Annotated in this window: 19 protein-coding genes; 7 read left to right on the top strand and 12 right to left on the bottom strand. The window is 66.8% G+C overall.

Annotated elements, in window-relative coordinates; translation table 11 throughout:
* Window positions 1–52: 52 nt before the first annotated feature.
* The 5 genes from ybeY to AC1DS3_RS21685 all read right to left on the bottom strand — a co-directional run bounded on the left by ybeY (window position 53) and on the right by AC1DS3_RS21685 (window position 5,518).
* The gene (ybeY, locus tag AC1DS3_RS21665) at window positions 53–805 is read right to left on the bottom strand and encodes an rRNA maturation RNase YbeY (RefSeq protein WP_477127922.1); all 753 of its coding nucleotides are present in this window, start codon (window positions 803–805) and stop codon (window positions 53–55) included.
* Window positions 806–819: 14 nt separating this feature from the next.
* The gene (locus AC1DS3_RS21670; protein WP_441637960.1) at window positions 820–1,815 is read right to left on the bottom strand and encodes a PhoH family protein; all 996 of its coding nucleotides are present in this window, start codon (window positions 1,813–1,815) and stop codon (window positions 820–822) included.
* Between the two features lie 50 nt (window positions 1,816–1,865).
* Entirely contained in the window at window positions 1,866–3,218 is a 1,353-nt protein-coding gene (gene miaB, locus AC1DS3_RS21675; RefSeq protein WP_477127923.1) for a tRNA (N6-isopentenyl adenosine(37)-C2)-methylthiotransferase MiaB, read from the bottom strand.
* 94 nt (window positions 3,219–3,312) lie between these two features.
* A complete protein-coding gene (locus AC1DS3_RS21680) occupies window positions 3,313–3,693 on the bottom strand; it encodes a hypothetical protein (RefSeq protein ID WP_441637964.1) in 381 nt (126 codons plus the stop codon).
* A 136-nt stretch (window positions 3,694–3,829) separates the two neighbouring features.
* The gene (locus AC1DS3_RS21685; protein ID WP_441637966.1) at window positions 3,830–5,518 is read right to left on the bottom strand and encodes a ClcB-like voltage-gated chloride channel protein; all 1,689 of its coding nucleotides are present in this window, start codon (window positions 5,516–5,518) and stop codon (window positions 3,830–3,832) included.
* Between the two features lie 306 nt (window positions 5,519–5,824).
* Here AC1DS3_RS21685 and AC1DS3_RS21690 point away from each other — a divergent pair, with 306 nt between their 5' ends.
* On the top strand, window positions 5,825–7,519 hold the full coding sequence (locus AC1DS3_RS21690) for a DEAD/DEAH box helicase (RefSeq protein WP_477127924.1): 1,695 nt from the start codon (window positions 5,825–5,827) through the stop codon (window positions 7,517–7,519).
* A 33-nt stretch (window positions 7,520–7,552) separates the two neighbouring features.
* Window positions 7,553–8,614 (top strand): serine/threonine protein kinase, encoded by a 1,062-nt coding sequence (locus AC1DS3_RS21695; RefSeq protein ID WP_477127925.1) that lies wholly within the window; start codon window positions 7,553–7,555, stop codon window positions 8,612–8,614.
* A 30-nt stretch (window positions 8,615–8,644) separates the two neighbouring features.
* Here the strand turns inward: AC1DS3_RS21695 and AC1DS3_RS21700 are convergent, their stop codons facing one another.
* A complete protein-coding gene (locus AC1DS3_RS21700) occupies window positions 8,645–9,082 on the bottom strand; it encodes a universal stress protein (protein ID WP_441637972.1) in 438 nt (145 codons plus the stop codon).
* Between the two features lie 258 nt (window positions 9,083–9,340).
* Between AC1DS3_RS21700 and AC1DS3_RS21705 the strand changes: the two genes are divergently transcribed.
* From AC1DS3_RS21705 to AC1DS3_RS21715, 3 genes are all read left to right on the top strand, one after another.
* Window positions 9,341–9,502 (top strand): hypothetical protein, encoded by a 162-nt coding sequence (locus AC1DS3_RS21705; protein ID WP_441637974.1) that lies wholly within the window; start codon window positions 9,341–9,343, stop codon window positions 9,500–9,502.
* Window positions 9,503–9,796: 294 nt separating this feature from the next.
* Window positions 9,797–11,314 (top strand): M20/M25/M40 family metallo-hydrolase, encoded by a 1,518-nt coding sequence (locus tag AC1DS3_RS21710; RefSeq protein WP_441638097.1) that lies wholly within the window; start codon window positions 9,797–9,799, stop codon window positions 11,312–11,314.
* An 82-nt stretch (window positions 11,315–11,396) separates the two neighbouring features.
* Window positions 11,397–11,816: a carboxymuconolactone decarboxylase family protein gene (locus tag AC1DS3_RS21715; protein WP_441637976.1), complete on the top strand. Its 420-nt coding sequence runs from the start codon at window positions 11,397–11,399 to the stop codon at window positions 11,814–11,816.
* Between the two features lie 273 nt (window positions 11,817–12,089).
* Here AC1DS3_RS21715 and AC1DS3_RS21720 read toward each other — a convergent pair whose 3' ends face one another.
* Both AC1DS3_RS21720 and AC1DS3_RS21725 read right to left on the bottom strand, forming a co-directional pair.
* A complete protein-coding gene (locus AC1DS3_RS21720) occupies window positions 12,090–12,320 on the bottom strand; it encodes a hypothetical protein (protein ID WP_441637978.1) in 231 nt (76 codons plus the stop codon).
* Window positions 12,321–12,437: 117 nt separating this feature from the next.
* Entirely contained in the window at window positions 12,438–13,379 is a 942-nt protein-coding gene (locus AC1DS3_RS21725; protein ID WP_441637980.1) for a LysR substrate-binding domain-containing protein, read from the bottom strand.
* A 263-nt stretch (window positions 13,380–13,642) separates the two neighbouring features.
* On the opposite strand from AC1DS3_RS21725, the gene AC1DS3_RS21730 reads away from it, so the two are divergent.
* Window positions 13,643–14,599: a Bug family tripartite tricarboxylate transporter substrate binding protein gene (locus AC1DS3_RS21730; protein WP_441638099.1), complete on the top strand. Its 957-nt coding sequence runs from the start codon at window positions 13,643–13,645 to the stop codon at window positions 14,597–14,599.
* A gap of 34 nt (window positions 14,600–14,633) precedes the next feature.
* Entirely contained in the window at window positions 14,634–15,884 is a 1,251-nt protein-coding gene (locus tag AC1DS3_RS21735) for an aminotransferase-like domain-containing protein (protein WP_441637982.1), read from the top strand.
* Window positions 15,885–15,985: 101 nt separating this feature from the next.
* On the opposite strand, the gene AC1DS3_RS21740 is transcribed toward AC1DS3_RS21735, so the two are convergent.
* The 4 genes from AC1DS3_RS21740 to AC1DS3_RS21755 form a co-directional block, all read right to left on the bottom strand.
* Window positions 15,986–16,723 (bottom strand): helix-turn-helix transcriptional regulator, encoded by a 738-nt coding sequence (locus tag AC1DS3_RS21740; protein ID WP_441637984.1) that lies wholly within the window; start codon window positions 16,721–16,723, stop codon window positions 15,986–15,988.
* Between the two features lie 221 nt (window positions 16,724–16,944).
* On the bottom strand, window positions 16,945–17,208 hold the full coding sequence (locus AC1DS3_RS21745; RefSeq protein WP_477127926.1) for a hypothetical protein: 264 nt from the start codon (window positions 17,206–17,208) through the stop codon (window positions 16,945–16,947).
* Between the two features lie 203 nt (window positions 17,209–17,411).
* Window positions 17,412–18,167: an AAA family ATPase gene (locus AC1DS3_RS21750; protein WP_441637988.1), complete on the bottom strand. Its 756-nt coding sequence runs from the start codon at window positions 18,165–18,167 to the stop codon at window positions 17,412–17,414.
* A 1-nt stretch (window position 18,168) separates the two neighbouring features.
* Window positions 18,169–18,368 (bottom strand): hypothetical protein (locus AC1DS3_RS21755; protein ID WP_477127927.1); only part of this gene is annotated, 200 nt, incomplete at its 5' end.

Consider the following 18,368-nt stretch of genomic DNA (forward strand, 5'->3'; position numbering starts at 1 on the left):
TTCGCATCGCGCTGGGGTGATTCCCGCTTTCGGGCGGGAATCACGGCTACACCTAGTCTTTGATTTTGGCGTTGCCGTTCGCCAGGTACGGATCCGGGAAGCCTAGGGCCTGCAGCGTTTCCGTCTCGATGGCTTCCATTTCTTCCGCTTCGCCGTCTTCCTCGTGCTCGTAGCCCTGCGCATGCAGGACGCCGTGCACGATCAGGTGGGCGTAGTGCGCTTCAAGCGACTTTTTCTGCTCGCGGGCTTCCTGCTCCACTACCGGGCAGCACAGCACGATGTCGCCGCTGACCGGGTCGGACTCGTGCTCGGCATAGGCGAAGGTCAGCACATTGGTCGCGTAGTCCTTGCCGCGGTAGCTGCGGTTCAGGCTGCGCCCTTCTTCTTCGCCGACAAAGCGGATGGTCAGCGTGGCATCGGCGTACAGCGCGGACTYGGCCCAGGTCTGGACCTTGCGCTGGGTCGGCAGGCCGCGCTGCCCCTTGATGCCTTCGCCATATTGCAGTGCCAGTTCCAGGGATGGCGGCGTGGCGGGCGTGCCGGTGGTGGTGACCGTCGGCGTGGCGGTAACGGCGACCGACAAGGCGTCGTGGTTGTCCGGGCGCACCAGCAGGCCAGCCTGCTGGCGGTCGTCGGTGTGCTCGGCCAGCAGCGCGACTACGCCTTCGGCGGCTTGCGACAGGTCCACGGTGATGCTGCGGCCGTCAGGCAATTGCACGCGCAGGGCGTGCGCCTGGGTCTTGCGCGCGCGGCCTTCGGCGTCAAACAGGATCAGGCTGGCGGGGGAGGAGGATTTTGCGTTCACGATTGGGCGTTTGATTAAGCGTCTCGGTGTTGAGCGTGATATTCGTCATAGGCATCGACGATGCGCGCCACCAGCGGGTGCCGCACCACGTCGGTGCTGGTAAAGCGGGTCATGGCCACGCCGCGCACTTCACGCAGCACGTGCTGCGCTTCCACCAGGCCGCTCTTCTGCCCGCGCGGCAGGTCGATCTGGGTGGTGTCGCCGGTGATGACCGCCTTGGAGCCAAAGCCGATCCGGGTCAGGAACATCTTCATCTGCTCGGGCGTGGTGTTCTGCGCCTCGTCCAAGATGATGAAGGCGTGGTTCAGCGTGCGCCCGCGCATGTAGGCCAGCGGCGCGACCTCGATCATCTGGCGCTCGAACATCTTCTGCGTGCGGTCGAAGCCGAGCAGGTCGTAGAGCGCGTCGTACAGCGGCCGCAGGTAGGGATCGATCTTCTGGGCCAGGTCGCCGGGCAGGAAGCCCAGGCGCTCGCCGGCTTCCACCGCCGGTCGCGTCAACACGATGCGCTTGACCGAATCGCGCTCGAGCGCGTCCACGGCGCAGGCCACCGCCAGGTAGGTCTTGCCGGTGCCGGCCGGGCCGATGCCCAGGGTGAGGTCGTGTGCCAGTACGTTGCGAAGGTAGTCGCGCTGCATGGGTGTGCGCCCGTGCAGGCCCGCGCGGCGCGTGTGCAGCACGGGGGATTCGTCATCGTCGCTGGCGGTATCCGCGCTCGCGCCGTCGGGGACATAGCCGCCGTGCGCGGCGACCTGGCGTGCCTCGACCAGGCCGAGCTGCACGTCGTCGATCGACAGGGCGGTGCGGGCGTTGTTATAGAAGCGCTCGAGTGCCGCCGCGGCGTCGCGGGCGTAGGCGCCGCGCACGGTCATGCGATGGCCGCGGCGCTGGATGGTGACGTCGAGCGCTTGCTCGATCTGGCGCAGGTTCTCGTCAAGCGGCCCGCACAGGTTCTGCAGGCGGGTGTTGTCGTCCTTGGGGGCGACGAATTCGGCTGAAGGGATTTTCATCTGGGTACGAGTGGCTGCATCAGGCTGCATCAAGCTGCATCGGGCGTGGGTTACTGGCGCACTACGATTTCGCCGCGCAGCGAATGCGGGAAGGCTTCGGTAATGGCCACGTCCACCATTTCGCCGACCATGCGGTCGCGGCTGGCCTGGGGCACGCCGGGCAGCGCGAAATTCACCACGCGGTTGTTCTCGGTGCGGCCGTGCAGCTCGGTCGGATCCTTGCGTGCCGGGCCTTCCACCAGGATGCGCTGCACCGAGCCGACCATGCCGGCGCTGATGTGCTGCACGTTCTCCTCGATGGTGGCCTGCAGGCGCTGCAGGCGGCGCAGCTTGACCTCGTGTGGCGTGTCGTCGGCCAGGTTGGCCGCCGGCGTGCCGGGGCGCGGGCTGAAGATAAACGAGAACGACGTGTCGTAGCCGATCTCCTCGATCATCGCCATCAGCTTTTCAAAGTCCGCCTCGGTCTCGCCGGGAAAGCCGATGATGAAGTCGGATGACAGCGACATGTYCGGGCGCAGCGCGCGCAACTTGCGGATGATGCTCTTGTATTCCAGGACGCTGTAGCCGCGCTTCATCGCCATCAGGATGYGGTCTGAAGCGTGCTGCACCGGCAGGTGCAGGTGGTTGACCAGCTTCGGGCAGCGCTCGTACATCTCGATCAGGCGCGGGGTGAATTCCTTCGGGTGGCTGGTGGTGTAGCGGATGCGCTCGATGCCGGGGATCTCGGCCACGTATTCGATCAGCAGCGCGAAGTCGRCGATCTCGCTGGTGCCGCCCATGGCGCCGCGATACGCGTTGACGTTCTGGCCCAGCAACGTGACTTCGCGCACGCCTTGCTCGGCCAGCCCGGCGACTTCCGCCAGCACGTCCTCKAACGGGCGTGAGACTTCCTCGCCACGGGTGTAGGGCACCACGCAGTAGCTGCAGTACTTGGAGCAGCCTTCCATGATGGAGACAAAGGCGCTCGGGCCTTCCACGCGCGCCGGCGGCAGGTGGTCGAACTTTTCGATCTCGGGAAAGGAGATGTCCACCTGCGAGTGGCCGGTCTGCTGGCGTCGGTTGATCATGTCAGGCAGGCGGTGCAGCGTTTGCGGGCCGAACACCACGTCGACATAGGGCGCGCGCTTGACGATGGCSGCGCCTTCCTGGCTSGCCACGCARCCGCCCACGCCGATCACCAGGTCCGGCTTGACGGCCTTGAGCGCCTTCAGGCGGCCCAGTTCGGAGAACACCTTCTCTTGCGCTTTCTCGCGCACGGAGCAGGTGTTGAAGAGGATGACGTCCGCTTCTTCCAGCGTGTCTGTCTTCTCCATGCCCTGGGCGGCATGGAGCATATCGACCATCTTGTCCGAGTCGTACTCGTTCATCTGACAGCCGTAGGTTTTGACGAAGACTTTTTTCATGGTGCCGATCTCAGTGGTTGACCTGGGGGCATCAGGGTTTTATGGGGACGAAAGATGTCCGGGCCTCGGCGCGCCGCCGCGCCCCGGACTACGACTATTGCGCTGCTTTTTGTTCCTGCTCGGTCAGCACCCAGGCCGTCAGCAACTGGCCATAGAGGTCGAGCTTGAACCGCACCGGCAGCTTTTGGCCGGCCACCGCCCCGATGGGCAGCAACTGGTTGTCCGTGCCGAACAGCCGCAGGCCCGGGGCCACGCCAACGGTCTTGCCGTCCAGCGTGGCCGACTGCGGCGCGCTGGGCGACTGCGCGGCGAGCACCAGCTTGGCCTTGGCCGCGTCCGCTGGGATCACGCGCAACGCCTGCTGCGCATACGCCGTTGCCGGCAGCAGCGCGGCGGGCAAAGCAAGCGATGCAGCTAGCAAGGTGGCCCGGACCAAAACGAAAAGGGCAGGGCGCGTGGCACGGTTGGCTGGCATGGAGGCTCCGGCAGAAACGGTTCGGAAAACGAAAACGAAAGCGAAAGCGGAAAACGAAAGCGATTCGGGTCTTCGCTTCGGCGGCGCGGACCGGGCAACCTAATATTCTACCCGGTCGCCCGCCGGCCGCGCGGCGCTAGAACAGCCCGGATGCTTCCTGCAGCACACGCTGCTTGGAGACCGTGCCCATCAGTTCGCGCCCGGCCGTGTCGCGGATCAGCGGGATCCGGTTGAGCGCGTGATGCGTGAATAGCCGCAGCGCGTCGGGCAGCCGCGACTCCGGCGTCAGGGTGGGGAAATCGCGCTCGCACAGCGCCAGGAGGCCCGCGCGCGGCCGCTCGCGCAGTGCACGTTGCACCGCATGGATCGACAGCGCGCCCAGTAGGCAGCCGTCCGGCCCAACCATATAAAGATAGCGCGTGCCGGTCTCGGCGAACTTGTCGCTGGCCTGCTCCAGCGTGGCCTCGGGGCCGATGACGGTGTCGGTGGCGTCGCAGAGCCCGGCCAGCGTCAGCGCCCGCGCGCGCTCCGCGGCGGCGGATGCCTGGGTGCGCTCCGCCACCACGCTGTACAAGGACAAGGTCTGGCAGCGCGATGCGGTGTAGTAGGCCGCCGCCGCGCCGATCATGCCCGGCAGCAGCAGCGCCGGGGCCAGCGTCATCTCGAACACCATCAGCACCGACATCAGCGGCGCCTGGCTGGTGGCGGCCAGGAAGGCGGCCATGCCGACCAGCGGCAACAGCGGCGCGCCGCTGCCCCCCGGCACGGCGGGAGCCAGCAGTTGCCCTAGCGCCGCGCCGACGAACAGCGATGGCGTGAACACGCCGCCCACCGCGCCCGAGCCCATGCTGAGCACGGTGGCCAGCAGCTTGGCCAGCAATACCGCCGCCAGCGATACGCTCAAGGGGTGCCCCTGCAAGATCGACTGGATGGTGTAGTAGCCGTTGCCGACCACCTCGGGCACCCAGATCGCCAACACGCCCACCATCGCACCGCCCAGCGCCAGGCGCGGCACCAGGCCGCCCGGCACCCGGGCAAAGGCGCCCTTGGCCAGGCTGGAGGCACGCATGAAGAGGGCGCCGGACACGCCGGCCAGCACGCCGAGCAAGACCGCCGCCAGCAGCATGGGCGGATGCAGCAGGTCGGCGGGCACGGTCAGGCCGGGATAGAGCGGCTGCAGGCCACCATGTAGCTGGCTGACCACCGTGCCCGCCACGGAAGCCAGGAACAGCGGCATCAGGCGCTGCACCGCCACCGCGCCAAAGACCACCTCGGCCACGAAGACCGCCGCCGACAGCGGCGTGTGGTACACCGAGGCCAGCCCGGCGGCCGCCGCGCAGGCCGTGAGCATGCGCCGCAGGTTGGTGTCGCCGTCCGGTCCGCTGCCGCCGCGCGCGGACGGAAACACCGATCCGCACAGGGCCGCGAGCTGGATCATCGCGCCTTCCTTGCCCACCGAGCTGCCGGTGACGATGGAGCAGAACGAAGACAGYGCGCGCAGCAAGGTGATGCGTACCGGCAGGCGCCCGGTGCCGCTGGCAACCGCTTCCATATAGTCGGAGACGCCTGGCTGCGCGGCGTTGAGCTTGGCTGCCGCCGTCAGCAGCAAGCCCGCGATCACGCCGCCAAGCGTCGGGATCGCCACCCGCCAGATCAGGGCGAGGCCTGCGAATACCGTGACGATATCGGCATGCGTGCCAAACATCACATAGCCGCTAGCGTCCAGCGCCTCCTTGAACAGGGTGGTGACGATGGCTGCGGCAATCCCTACCGGGATGGCGGTAAAGAGGGTGACTTCCTGGTCTTCGATGAACCTGAACCGCATCGTCTCGGCATCCGGGGGCTGGGATGGGCCGGGCCGGGCCGGCGCGCGCCCGCGCGGTGCGTGGGCGCGCCCAGGCAGGGGCCAGGCGGGGGTGGCCGCCATCATAGCGCAGCGGCGCGCGCGTCCCTCGGGGCGCAGCGCGCGCGCGAAAGCGCCAGGCTKGTACACTAGCGGCCTTTCCTCCTAAAGAAGCGGGGGCAGTCGCCTCGCTTCGCCGGTCGGTATTTCCGGTTTTCGGTTTTCTCACTCACGTCGCCCCCGCGATTGGCGCACCACATGCGCAAAGGGCGGCCGAAGCGTCAATTCATGTCTTTTTCCGAACTTGGCTTGTCCGACAAGCTTATGCGTGCCGTGGCCGAACAGGGCTATACCACGCCGACTCCGATTCAAGCGCAGGCGATTCCCGCCATCCTGAAAGGGGGCAACCTGCTTGCCGGCGCGCAGACCGGCACCGGCAAGACGGCCGGCTTCACGCTGCCGCTGCTGCAACTGCTGTCCGAATCCTCGGCCGGCCGCGAACCCGCACGTGGACAGCGCCTGCCGGTGCGCGCACTGGTCCTGACCCCGACCCGCGAACTGGCGGCGCAGGTGGAAGAAAGCGTTCGTAACTACGGCAAGTACCTCAAGCTGCGCTCCATGGTGATGTTCGGCGGCGTGGGCATCAACCCGCAGATCGAACAGCTCAAGCGCGGTGTCGATATCGTGGTGGCCACGCCCGGCCGCCTGCTTGATCACCTGTCCCAGCGCACCATCGACCTGTCGCACGTGGAAATGCTGGTGCTGGACGAAGCCGACCGCATGCTCGACATGGGCTTCATCCACGACATCCGCAAGATCCTCAACGTCTTGCCGCCGAAGCGCCAGAACCTGCTGTTCTCGGCCACCTTCTCCGACGAGATCCGTGGCCTGGCCGACCGCCTGCTGGACAACCCCGCCTCCATCGAAGTGGCGCGCCGCAATACCACGGCCGAAACGGTGGCGCAGCGCGTCTACCCGGTGGACCGCGAGCGCAAGCGCGAACTGCTGGCCCACCTGGTGCGCGAGAACGACTGGCACCAGGTGCTGGTCTTCACCCGCACCAAGCACGGCGCCAACCGCCTGGCCGAGCAGCTCGACAAGGACGGCCTGTCGGCATTGGYGATCCACGGCAACAAGAGCCAGTCGGCCCGCACGCGCGCGCTGACCGAGTTCAAGGCCGGCACGCTGCGCCTGCTGGTGGCTACCGATATCGCCGCGCGCGGCATCGACATCGACCAACTGCCCCACGTGGTCAACTACGACCTCCCCAACGTGCCCGAAGACTACGTGCACCGTATCGGCCGTACCGGCCGCGCCGGCGCCGAGGGCGAGGCGATCTCGCTGGTCTGCGTGGATGAAATCTCGCTGATGCGCGATATCGAACGGCTGATCAAGCGCCAGATCGAGCAAACCATCTTGCCGGGCTTCGAGGTCGATCCGAGCATTCCGGCCGAGCCGATCCAGAAGGGCCGGCAGGCACGCGGCCAGGGCCAGGGCAATGGTGGTGGTGGCCGTGGCCGCGGCCAGGCACCCGCCGGCGGCCAGCCGCGCGGCCGCGCACCGGCGGCAGAAGCTGGCGAGCGCCAGCAACGTCCGGCACGCGCGCCGCAAGGCCGCAGCCAGGCTCCCGCCGCCGCCGATGGACAAGGCCAGCGCCGCGCGCCGCAGGCACAGGGCCAACGCCCGGCGCAGGGCAGCGGACGACCGGCTTCGGCCGGCCAAGGCAACCCGCGTAACGGTCAGGCCAATGGCAACCGCACTGGCGAGGCCAACGGCAACCGTGCCGCCGGCAATGGCAATGGCAGTGGCAATGGCAATGGCAATGGCAACCGCGATCGCAATGGCGACGTCAACGGCAACCGCGCCGGTGCCAACACCCATGTTGCGCAGCCGCGCACCGGACAGGATCCGGCCGCACGCGGTCGCCGTCCGGCGCCGCAAGCCGCGCTGCTGGGCGGCCAGCGCGCCAAGCCCACGCGCTAACTCCACAACGTTCCCCAACGGCTGCCACGCGCCATGTCCAGTTCAGGGTTTGACCTTCAGGTGCCCGGCGACGGCGGCACGCTCACCGATGCCGATGGCGTGCCCTACGCCAGCCTCACGCCGGACCTGATGCTGGATGCGATGGAGGCCGCCGGTTTCGAGCCGGACGGCCGCCTGCTGGCGCTCAATAGTTATGAGAACCGGGTCTGGCAGGTGGGGATCGAAGGCAGCGCGCCGGTGGTGGTCAAGTTCTACCGCCCCGGCCGCTGGAGCGACGCGGCCATTCTGGAAGAGCACGCTTTCGTGCGGCAACTGGCCGACGCCGAGATTCCGGCGGTGCCGGCCATCGCGCGCGACGGCGCCACGCTGCTGGCGCACGCGGGTTTTCGCTTCGCGGTCTTTCCTCGCTGCGGGGGGCGCGAGCCGGAGCTGGATCGTGCGGACACGCTGACCTGGCTTGGCCGTTTCATCGGCCGCATCCATGCGCTCGGCGCCACGCATCCTTACCAGGCACGCCCCACCATCGACGTGGACACCTTCGGGGTGGCCCCGCGCGACTGGCTGCTGGCGCAAGACTGTATTCCCCTGGAACTGCGCCCCGCCTGGCAGGCGGTTGCCGATCTCGCCGTGGATGGCGCTCGCCGTTGCTTCGAGCGCGCGGGCGATGTAGCGCAGTTGCGGCTGCACGGCGATTGCCATCGCGGCAATGTGCTGTGGATCGAGGAGTCGCATGCGGGTTCGCGCCCGCCCGGGCCGCACTTTGTCGACTTCGACGATAGCMGCATGGGGCCGGCGGTGCAGGATCTGTGGATGCTGCTGGAAGGCGATCGCGCCGCCCAGCAGGGCCAGATGGCCGACATCCTGGCCGGCTATGAGGATTTTGCGGAATTCCAGCCGCGTGAGCTTTACCTGATCGAGGCGCTGCGCACGCTGCGCCTGCTGCATTACAGCGCCTGGCTGGCCAGCCGCTGGCGCGATCCGGCCTTTCCGGCGGCATTCCCGTGGTTTGGGACTGCCCGCTACTGGCAGGACCGCATCCTCGAACTGCGCGAGCAGGTCGCGCTGATGGACGAGCCGCCGCTCTGGCCGGTCTGACCCGGCACCGGCCAGCCTGGGCCGGCTGCCTTACTTCTTGCCCGGGGCCTTGACCAGGACTACCGGGCACGGGGCGTGCGCCAGCACCCGTCCCGCCACCGAACCAATCACCGCATCGAAGAACGAGCCGCGGCCGTGCGTGCCCATGACGATGCCGCGTGCGTCGACGCTGGCGGCGTAGGCGACGATGCGTTCCGGCGCAAAGCCGTGCAGCGCGTGTTGCTCGAAGGCGATGCCTGCGGCGCCGAGGATGTCGGCCACGGACTGCATGGCCTTGCCGCTTTCTTCCTGATGCCAGGCGTCGATGGTTTCCTTGCTGACGAAGGCGCGTACCTGTCCGGTGACATCGGGCGTCACATGGACCACATGCACGGTAAAGCCGCCTTGCAGCAGTTTGCCTTCGGCGATGAAGCGGGCGGCCGCGTCGGAAAAGGGCGAACCGTCGGTGGCGAGCACGATGTTGGTCATGGCGGCTATCTCCTGTAATGGCTGTGATCGTTGTCGGCATGGCGGCCCCCGCCGGGGTGGTTCGGGGGCGGTCACCAGGGTCATGATGGCACCCTGCGGGCAACCTTGCCTGGATCCAGATCAAGTCGGGTGCAATCGCCTGCGCCTTCCACGAGTCTTCCATTCCCCGTTTTGATAGCTTTTTTGCACCGCGCCGTGGCATCTCAGCGCCGTTTTGACGTAGGGAAATCTACGCTGCAGATAGGACAACTCTGTCGGATGTTCCGGCTTGCCGCCATGTGGGTCTACTATCGATTGGCGATCGGCGCGCTGGCGATGCTCGCGCTGATCCTGCTTTTTGCCATGGAGTTCGGGCTGGCCAGTGCTATTGCGCGCCGCGAGGAGGGCTTTGCGCAGTCGCCCGACGAGCAGGGCCCCTGAGGGCGCCTGCGCGTTGCCGGGCCCAATGAAGGCGCGCCGCCAGGGGCGTCGTGCATGGACAAGTGGCCTGTAGCGGTTCAGACTGCCGGTGCGGGCCGCGCGGGTGTCTTGCGGCCCGCCCGCCGTATCCGTTGCCATGCACTTTCCTATCCAACAAGAGCCATGAGACTACGTTTCCTTGCCGGCGCGCCTGGCAGCGCGCCGCATTTCGCCCACCTGCATACCCGTTCCCGCATCTTCCAGTCCCCCTTGCACAGCGCCGTCCGCGCGACCGTGTGCGGCGCCCTCGGCGCCATGCTGCTGGCCGCGGGCGCGCATGCCGCCACGCTCGACAGCATGCAGCTGCAGCAGCAGGCCGACCAGGCCGCGGCGCGCAGTTACCGCGAATGGGTCGAATTGCTGGCCCTGCCCAACGACGCCACCGTGCCCGCGGATATCCAGAAGAATGCGGACTGGCTGGTCAAGGCCTTCGCCCGGCGTGGCTTCCAGGCGCGCGAGCTGCCCAATAACGGCAAGCCGATGGTCTACGCCGAATACCCCGCTAGCACGCAGCAAAGCGCTGGCCCGCGCAAGACCGTGCTGTTCTACATGCATTTCGATGGCCAGTCGGTAACGCCGTCGCAATGGGCGCAGCCCAGCCCGTGGGAGGCTACGCTCAAGGCGCGCAGCGCCAATGGCAAGTGGGAGGCGCTGCCGCTGGACAAACTCTATGCCGGCCAGGTCGATCCCGAGTGGCGCGTGTTCGGGCGTTCGTCGTCGGACGACAAGGGCCCCATCGTGATGTTCCTGGCCGCCATGGATGCGCTCAAGGCCGCCGGGGTGGACCCTGCGGTCGATATCAAGGTGCTGCTGGATTCCGAGGAAGAGAAGGGCTCGCCGTCGCTGGGCAAGGTGATCGCTGACAACCTGGCGCTGCTGCGCAATGACGGCATGGTGATCTTCGATGGCCCCATGCACCAGAGCAACCAGCCCACGCTGATCTTCGGCAACCGCGGCGTGCTGCTGGTGCAGCTCAAGGTGTTCGGCGCCAGCCAGGGCCTGCACAGCGGCCACTATGGCAACTATGCCGCCAACCCCGCGCAGCGGCTGGCGAACCTGCTCGCCACCATGAAGGATGACGACGGCCGCGTCACCATTGCCGGCTACTACAAGCCGGTAAAGATCGATGAACGCGCACGCCGCATCATGGCCGCCGTGCCCGACGACGAGGCCGCGCTGCGCCGCCGCCTGGGCATCGCGCGGGCCGAGCGTGTTGGCGCCAACTACCAGGAAGCCATGCAGTACCCCACGCTGAACGTGCGCGGCATGGCCGCCGGCGACGTGGGCGAGAAGGCCCGTACCGTCATTCCGGAAGTGGCGGTGGCCGATATCGATATCCGCACCGTGCCGGAGACCAGCCCGGAATCCCTGTTCGCCCTCGTCAGGCAGCACGTGGAAAAACAGGGCTACCACTTGGTCAAGGGCGAGCCCACCGACGACGAACGCGCGCGCTATCCCAAGCTTGCCTCGGTCACCGCGGGCGAGGTCTCGGCCTCCAGCTCCGCCGCGCGCACGGACCTGTCGGCGCCGATCAGCCGGTGGCTCACACAGGCCATGCAGCAGTCCTACGGCAAGGCGCCGGTGCAGATCCGCATGATGGGCGGCACCGTGCCGACCGGTGCGGCGGTGCAGGCGCTGCAGGCGCCGTTCGTGATCGTGCCGCTGGTCAATGCGGACAATAACCAGCACAGCTACGACGAGAACATGCGGCTGGGCAACTACCGCGATGGCATCCGTACCGTGATGGGCATCCTGCAGACACCGTTCAAGTAAGGCGCAACGCCGCAGGCGCCGCGCATCCGCCAGGATGCGGCGTGCCTGCCCGATGACTCATGCAATCACCGGATATAGCAAGATGACGCAAGCCAAGCAAGACCCTGCCGCCTACACGCAAACGCCGGCCTTCGAAGCCGGCCGGCAGGTACGTTCGGAAGTCATGGGCGAACAATACGTGCAGCGCGCGTTCGACGCCGCGCAACAGCAGGGCGATGTCGGCCTGCAGCAACTGGTGACGGAGTTCGCGTGGGGCACGGTGTGGACGCGTGACGGCCTGGACCGCAAGCAGCGCAGCCTGGCGACGGTATCGATGCTGATCGCACTCAACCGGCCGCAGGAACTGACCGGCCATCTGCGCGGCGCCCTGGCCAATGGCGTGACGCCGCAGGAATTGCATGAACTGGTGGTGCACAGCGCGGTGTACTGTGGCTTTCCGGCGGCGCTGGATGCCGGGCGCAAACTGGCCGAAGCGCTGGAGGCTGCCAACGTGAAGGGCTGAGCGGGCGGTAGCAGGCGCGGCAGGCCTGGGGCAGGTGCACGGCCGTTTCGGACATCCGGAATCATGCCAAATGCGCGGTGCTTGCCTTGCCAGCGCTCAACCGCTCAGGCGCGCAAGTGTGTCATCCCTAACGCTGCAGCGCCTGCGCGGCGAAGGTCACGAGGTAGCCGCTGCCCAGGCAGGCGGCGATCCATCCGGCGAGGATCAGGGCGGTGTCTTTGACGGTCATGATGCGTTCCTGCTGTCTGTGCTTCCTGTGCAGCGCTTGCTTGCTCACACGGAGAAACCGAACGGATAGTCGTGCTTGACCGTGCGGGCGCCATTGCTGAACGCGTCGATCTTGCGCGCGCCATCGGTGTAGGCGTCGGCCGAGCGGTGCACGTAGCCGTAGTTGTCGCCGGCGTGGGTGCCGCTGGTGTCCGCGGCAAAGGCGGAGTTCAAGGAGAGCAGGGCGGTGCCGGCGATGGCGGCAGCGAGGAACAGGCGGGCGGTGGTAATTCTCATGATCTATCTGCCTTGTTGAAATTGGGAGAACATGTTCTGTCTCCATGTGACAAAGGATAGATCTGGCGCGGGATCGATAAGGGCCCCGGTATCGTATTCGATATTCAAATTTTCTGATCAAGCGTCCTGTGCAGGCCCCGGGGCCCGCCCCGAGGCCTGCCGTGCCGCAAAATCCTGCGCCGCTGCCAGCAGCCAGGTCCGCAGGCGCGACATCGCATCGCTCATCGGCCGCGAGTCCGGTGCCACCAGGTAGTAGGCGCGCTGCGAGCGCATGGCCTGTGCTACCGGCATCACCAGCAGGCCCAGCGCCAGGTACTCCTCCACCAGGAAGCGCGGCACCAGGCCCACGCCCAGCTTGGCGCGGGCGGCACTGATCACCATGCTGTGGTGGTCATAGCGCGTGCCGCGCATGGCGTTGACATCGCCCACGCCGGCCGCTTCCATCCAGTTCTTCCAGTCCAGCCGGCGCGTCGACAGGTGCAGCAAGGGCGCCTGCGCGATTCGCTGGGCGCTGACCGGCCCCTCGCCGGCAAACAGCTCCGGATGGCAGATCGGCACTGATTCTTCATCGAACAGCGGGTCGGCGCGGCCGCCCGGATAGTTGGCTTCGCCGTAGTGGATGGCGGCGTCGTACGGCGTGCCGTCGAACAGGAACACATCCGCTTGCGCGCTGAAGTTGACCACCACCTGCGGATGCTGCGCGTAGAACGCGGGCAAGCGGGGGATCAGCCATTCCACCGCCAGGGTCGGCACACAGGCCAGTTCCACGATGCCGCCCGCGCCCTCGTGCGCCATGATGTCCAGCGTGTCGCGCTGCAGCTTTTGCAGGCTTTCCCGTACCTGGTAACCGTAGAGCGAGCCGGCCGGCGTCAGGCTGACGCGCTGGTTGGCGCGGTGGAACAGCGCCACGCCGAGCTGGCTTTCCAGCGTGGCGATCTGGCGCGAGACGGCGCTCTCGCTCAGGCAGAGCTCCGCCGCGGCCCGGCGAAGGTTCTGGTGGCGGGCGGCGGCTTCAAAGGCGCGCAGGCTGCTGAGGCTGGGAATGCGGGAGGCGCTCATGGGGCGAGTGGCAAGGGGCGGTTGACTTAGGCATCTCACTGGTACCCCAGGTTGATGCATTAAAGTTATCATCCTATGCGTAAATCTCGCTTGATGTAAAAAAGTTGATGACTAAAAATGCCGAACTCCCGGAATGTTGCCTATAGGCCTTCCGGCGTTCCCCGCCCCCCAAGAGACAAGAGACGGGACATCACAACCAATAAGGAAACGAGGAGACCGGCATGAATCGACTGCTTCGCATCATCGGCCATTGCGGCATTTCAATGGGCTTGCTGGCCGTGACCGCGGCCCCGGCCAGTGCGGACGACTTCCCTAACAAGCCGGTCCGCATCATCGTGCCGTACCCGGCGGGCGGCACCACCGACATGGTGGCGCGCATGATCGGCGACCAGCTCACCGTGATGTGGAAGCAGCCGGTGCTGGTGGACAACCGTCCCGGCGCCGGCGGCATCGTTGGCACCGGCGTGGCCGCCAAGTCGCCGGCGGATGGCTACACGCTGCTGATGGGTTCGGTCGGCGAGTTCGGCATCAATCCCACGCTGTACAAGAAGCTGCCCTACGACGCCGCCGCGGACTTCGTGCCCGTGTCGCTGGTGGCCAAGGTGCCCAACGTGGTGGTGATCTCGCCGGCGTTTGCGGAACGCGCCCGCGTGACCACGCTGGCGGAGTTCATCGCCTACCTCAAGGCCAATCCCGCCAAGGTCAATATGGCCTCGGCCGGCAACGGCACGTCGACCCATCTGGCGGGCGAGCTGTTCCAGCGCATGACCGGCACGCAGATGAGCCATGTCGCCTACAAGGGCAGCAGCCCGGCGCTGGCCGACCTGATGGGCGGCAGCGTCGACGTGATGTTCGACAACCTGCCCGCATCGATCCAGTTCGTCCGTGCCGGCAAGCTCAAGGCGCTGGCGGTCACCTCCGCAGCCCGGTCGGCGGCGCTGCCCAATGTGCCCACCGTGGCAGCGGCAGGGCCGGTCGAAGGCTTCGACGCCAGCCCGTGGTTCGGCCTGTTCGCACCCAAGGGCCTGCCCGCCGCGATTGCGCAGAAGATCAGCCGCGACCTGGCACGCGCCACCAGCGATCCCGCCATCCAGGCCAAGCTGCGCGAGCAGGGCGCCGAGCTGGCGCCGAACTCGCCGGAAGTGTTCGCCGAACTGGTGCGCAACGATCGCCGCAAGTGGGGCGAGATCGTCAAGCTCTCCGGCGCCACCGTCGACTGATCGACCGATCGACTGATCCAATACCGAGTCTCTCATGAGCACGCCAGTCCATCCGTACGCGTTCGCGCCGGCCATGCGGGAGCCGCAAGGCTCGCCCATTCGCGAGCTGTTTCCCTACATGAGCCTGCCGGACATGATCTCGTTCGCGGGTGGCTACCCCTCGCCGGCCAGCTTCGATGCCGCCGCGCTGCAGGATGCCGCGTCCATGGCCATGGCCACTGTTCCCGCGCAATGCCTGCAGTACGGGCCGACCGAGGGCATGCCCGCGCTGCGCCAGGCATTGTCCGTGCTGATGGCGGAGCGTGGCGCGCCGTTGCCACCGGAGCAGGTCGTGGTGACTTCGGGCTCGCAGCAAGGCTTCGACCTGCTGGTGCAGGCCTTTGTCGCGCCGGGCACGCCGGTGTGGGTGGAAACGCCGACCTATCCCGCCGCCGTGCAGGCGCTGCGGCTGGCCGGCGCCGCCGTGCGCGCCATCCCTTCCGACCAGGACGGGCTGTGCGTGCAGGCCCTTGCCGCCATGCTGGCGGATTGCCCCGACGCCGAGCGGCCGCGCCTGCTCTACCTGGTGCCCACCTTCGCCAACCCGAGCGGGCGCACGCTGGCGCTGGCGCGCCGCCGCGCCGTGCTCGCGCTCGCCGCGCAGCACCGCATCGTGGTGGTGGAGGACGATCCCTACGGCAGCCTGCGCTTTGACGGCGAGCCGCTGCCCTCGCTGCTGTCGCTTGCCGCGCAGGATCCCGCGCTGACACCGTGGGTGATCTACCTTGGCAGCTTTTCCAAGACCATGGCGCCCGGGCTGCGCCTGGGCTGGATGGCCGGGCCCGCCGAAATCCTGCGGCGCGCGGTGATCGCCAAGCAAGTCTGCGATCTGTGCACCTCGCCGTGGCTGCAGCTAGCCATGGCAAGCTGCCTGGAGGATGGCCTGCTGCCCCGCCAGACCGCGCGCATCATCGACCTTTACCGCCACAAGCGCGACCTGATGGTGCAGGCCCTGGCCGATGCCTTCGGCCCCGCGCTGCGCTGCGAAACCCCGCAAGGCGGCATGTTCCTGTGGTGCGAGATCGACGGCGTGGCCGACGCGGCCAGCCTGTTGCCGCACGCCATCGCGGCGCGCGTGATGTATGTGCCGGGCGCCAGCTTTGGCGTGGACGGGCAGCGCTCGCCCGCGCTGCGGCTATCGTTCGCCACCGCGTCCGATGCGCAGATTGTGGAAGGCGTGGCGCGTTTGCGGCAGGCGGTAGCGGCCAGCCAGGGTGGCGCGGCGCAGGCGGCCCCAGCCGGCTGAAGCGGGCAACGGTATGGTTGCGCGGCCTTTGCCGTACCACTTGTACTGTCTGCGGCTGCGCGCCTAGCCAGAACCGCCTCACTTCATGTTGAAACGGCCTCTTAGCGGGATATCGCCACCTGCCGGTTTCTGGCATCCAGTTTGCGCAGGATGTGTTGAACCTGGGTCTTTACCGTCCACTCGCTCTTGTTGAGGATGCGTGCGATTTCCCAATTGGTCTTGCCCTGGCGGAGCCAATGGAAGACCGCTTGCTCCGCCTTGGTGAGGGATCGTGCGGCCGCGCCTGCAGGATTGCCGCTCCCTCTGAGGTGGTGGATCCTGGCGAGAGCCTCGTGGACCCTGAGGGCAACCGCCTCGGCATGGTGCTCGTGGTGAGCGCGGCGCGCCGTATCCACGCCGAACAGCGCGAAATAAGATGCCAGCCCACGGTCCGCATCGACGTGTCCGTGGAGAAAAAGGTTGCCAAGCGCGTATTGCTTGAATAGCGACGCCAGTGCTACGTTCTCGCCAGCCACGTCCGGGCAGAAAAACTGAGGGGTGCGTGCCAGGATCCAGTGCGAAAAAACCGGGCAGCCTATGCCGGGGCTACGCGCAACCTGCTGCAGGTATGCCTCCGGCACACGAAAGGTGAACGTTTCGAGCGGCCTGACCCCCAAGGTATGTTTGGTGGTCAGGCCGAATGCGGACATCTGGTGCGGGATCAGTTCATTGAGCCCGGTTCGTGACCAGTGCAGGAAGCTATCCCGATCCGCAATCGCGGCGGACCACATGGACTGCTGAGTCTCCCGGCCGCGACGGGAAGGTGCTTCCACATGAAGCGCAGACGCACGCATGTCCATCGTTGTCGCTCCTTAAGCACCTGCACCTGCGCACTGGATGCGCATGGTGGGTCGGATGGGTAGGGGCGGAGCGCGCGCCGGGTGAGCGATGTGTCGTGTCCGCCGATCGTCGTGGAGGCGCATGCCACCAACCGCTGGTGCCGGCGCCGAAGTACCCGGGAATCTTCTTCCCGGCATGTCCTCGGGTCAAGCGGACATTTCTCAATCTTGACTCCGCTCAGTCAGCGCGTGCCGTAGATGAACCGGGTGGCAACCTCGGCGACTTGCTTGCCCAATGCCTGAGCCGTATCGCGATCGCTTTGCGGCGGAGCGACATCGGGCGATTCGTCCGCATTGGCCTGGGCCATGGCGCCCAGGAAGCCGCCGACCCGGTTCAGATCCCGCGCAGTTCCCTGGCTGGTGTGATAGCCGGGCATCGTACCCAACGGCACCCAGATCATGGCGTGTTGCGCGGCAAAAATCGTCATCTGCATCAGGGTGTTCAACTTGTCCCCGCTCCAGCATGCCGAGCAAGTGAATCCGGCCGCAAGCGACCGCACGGGCGAGCACCGCGGTGTGGCCTGCGTTGCTTTGATAGACGATGGCAATCTTGGGCATTGGGAATTCCTTTTTGCGTTGTTGGAGGTGCGTTGTTGGCGGTGCAATGTTGGAAGGCAGAAGACTCGGCCCTCTGGGCGTTGTGAACGCTTTACAAGGTGCTTAATCTGCGCGCCACGCGATGGCGCCAGCTCATGCCTTCCCGGAACGACTGATGTCGGGCGTTGCTTTCCCGTTCGATGCGTGCCGCGTTGGCGCGGGCCATGGCGATGGCATCGGGGATGCTGCATACGTGCGGCCATCCATAGAGGGCTGTAATTTGTGCGAGCCTCTGTTCGATCGATCCGCCCACCACGCGGCAGGGAATGCCGAGCGCCTGCAACCTCTCCAGCAACATGCGCTCCGTCATGCGGCGAAACGCTTCCGAGACGGGGCGATGGCCGTCGTCGGTCACCGGGAACTCGATCGGCAGGTGGATCGCCTCCTCATACGAGGCGCGGGCGTGCGCCTCCACCGCATGCATGAGTCGCTCGAAGATGTGCTCGTGCGTGGGGCGATAGCGCGAGCCCATCAGCTTGCGCAGGCTACGGGTTATTGGCCCATTGGCGGGATTGATCCCCGCGATCAGGCGGCCTCGGGCGTATATCCACTCGTGCAGGCAGGAGCCGTCCGAGATGTAGGTGTCTCCACACAGGTGTTCGGACACGACACGTTCCTTGAATCGCCACAGGCAGAGTTCCATCAGCTCGGGAACGCTGCACTGCTCGAGCACTTTGCCCGGTAGCGCTTCCGGCATGATTTCGCGCATGGTGCGGGCATTGGTGCGAGGAATGCCGGTCAGGTAGCCCAGGGCATCGGTCGTGGTTGACTTGCCGGTGGAGTAAGTGCCGGAGATCACGATGCGCATGTCAGTCCCTACGCCTTGGCAGGGCATCGTCATCGGTCGCGGGAAGGTGGTGGGCGAACGTGAAGGTGGCGGTCATCGCGCCAAGCTGGCATAGGAACCGGAAGACGGACCAATTGCATCCATCCGCGCGCCTGCGCTTGTGGCTCAACGTGTATAGCTCGATCAGTTGCTGGCGGCGGACCTTGCAGGGCACAGCGGTGC

Source organism: Cupriavidus sp. 01L46 (assembly GCF_056399905.1).

Bases quoted from the DNA above. Each gene is read 5' to 3' on its own strand.
- AC1DS3_RS21710 (WP_441638097.1), top strand. From the start codon at position 9,797: ATGCTGCTGGCCGCGGGCGCGCATGCCGCCACGCTCGACAGCATGCAG.
- AC1DS3_RS21730 (WP_441638099.1), top strand. From the start codon at position 13,643: ATGGGCTTGCTGGCCGTGACCGCGGCCCCGGCCAGTGCGGACGACTTC.
- AC1DS3_RS21725 (WP_441637980.1), bottom strand. From the start codon at position 13,379: ATGAGCGCCTCCCGCATTCCCAGCCTCAGCAGCCTGCGCGCCTTTGAA.
- AC1DS3_RS21705 (WP_441637974.1), top strand. From the start codon at position 9,341: ATGTTCCGGCTTGCCGCCATGTGGGTCTACTATCGATTGGCGATCGGC.
- AC1DS3_RS21740 (WP_441637984.1), bottom strand. From the start codon at position 16,723: ATGGACATGCGTGCGTCTGCGCTTCATGTGGAAGCACCTTCCCGTCGC.
- AC1DS3_RS21715 (WP_441637976.1), top strand. From the start codon at position 11,397: ATGACGCAAGCCAAGCAAGACCCTGCCGCCTACACGCAAACGCCGGCC.
- AC1DS3_RS21735 (WP_441637982.1), top strand. From the start codon at position 14,634: ATGAGCACGCCAGTCCATCCGTACGCGTTCGCGCCGGCCATGCGGGAG.
- AC1DS3_RS21720 (WP_441637978.1), bottom strand. From the start codon at position 12,320: ATGAGAATTACCACCGCCCGCCTGTTCCTCGCTGCCGCCATCGCCGGC.
- AC1DS3_RS21670 (WP_441637960.1), bottom strand. From the start codon at position 1,815: ATGAAAATCCCTTCAGCCGAATTCGTCGCCCCCAAGGACGACAACACC.
- AC1DS3_RS21700 (WP_441637972.1), bottom strand. From the start codon at position 9,082: ATGACCAACATCGTGCTCGCCACCGACGGTTCGCCCTTTTCCGACGCG.
- AC1DS3_RS21680 (WP_441637964.1), bottom strand. From the start codon at position 3,693: ATGCCAGCCAACCGTGCCACGCGCCCTGCCCTTTTCGTTTTGGTCCGG.
- AC1DS3_RS21750 (WP_441637988.1), bottom strand. From the start codon at position 18,167: ATGCGCATCGTGATCTCCGGCACTTACTCCACCGGCAAGTCAACCACG.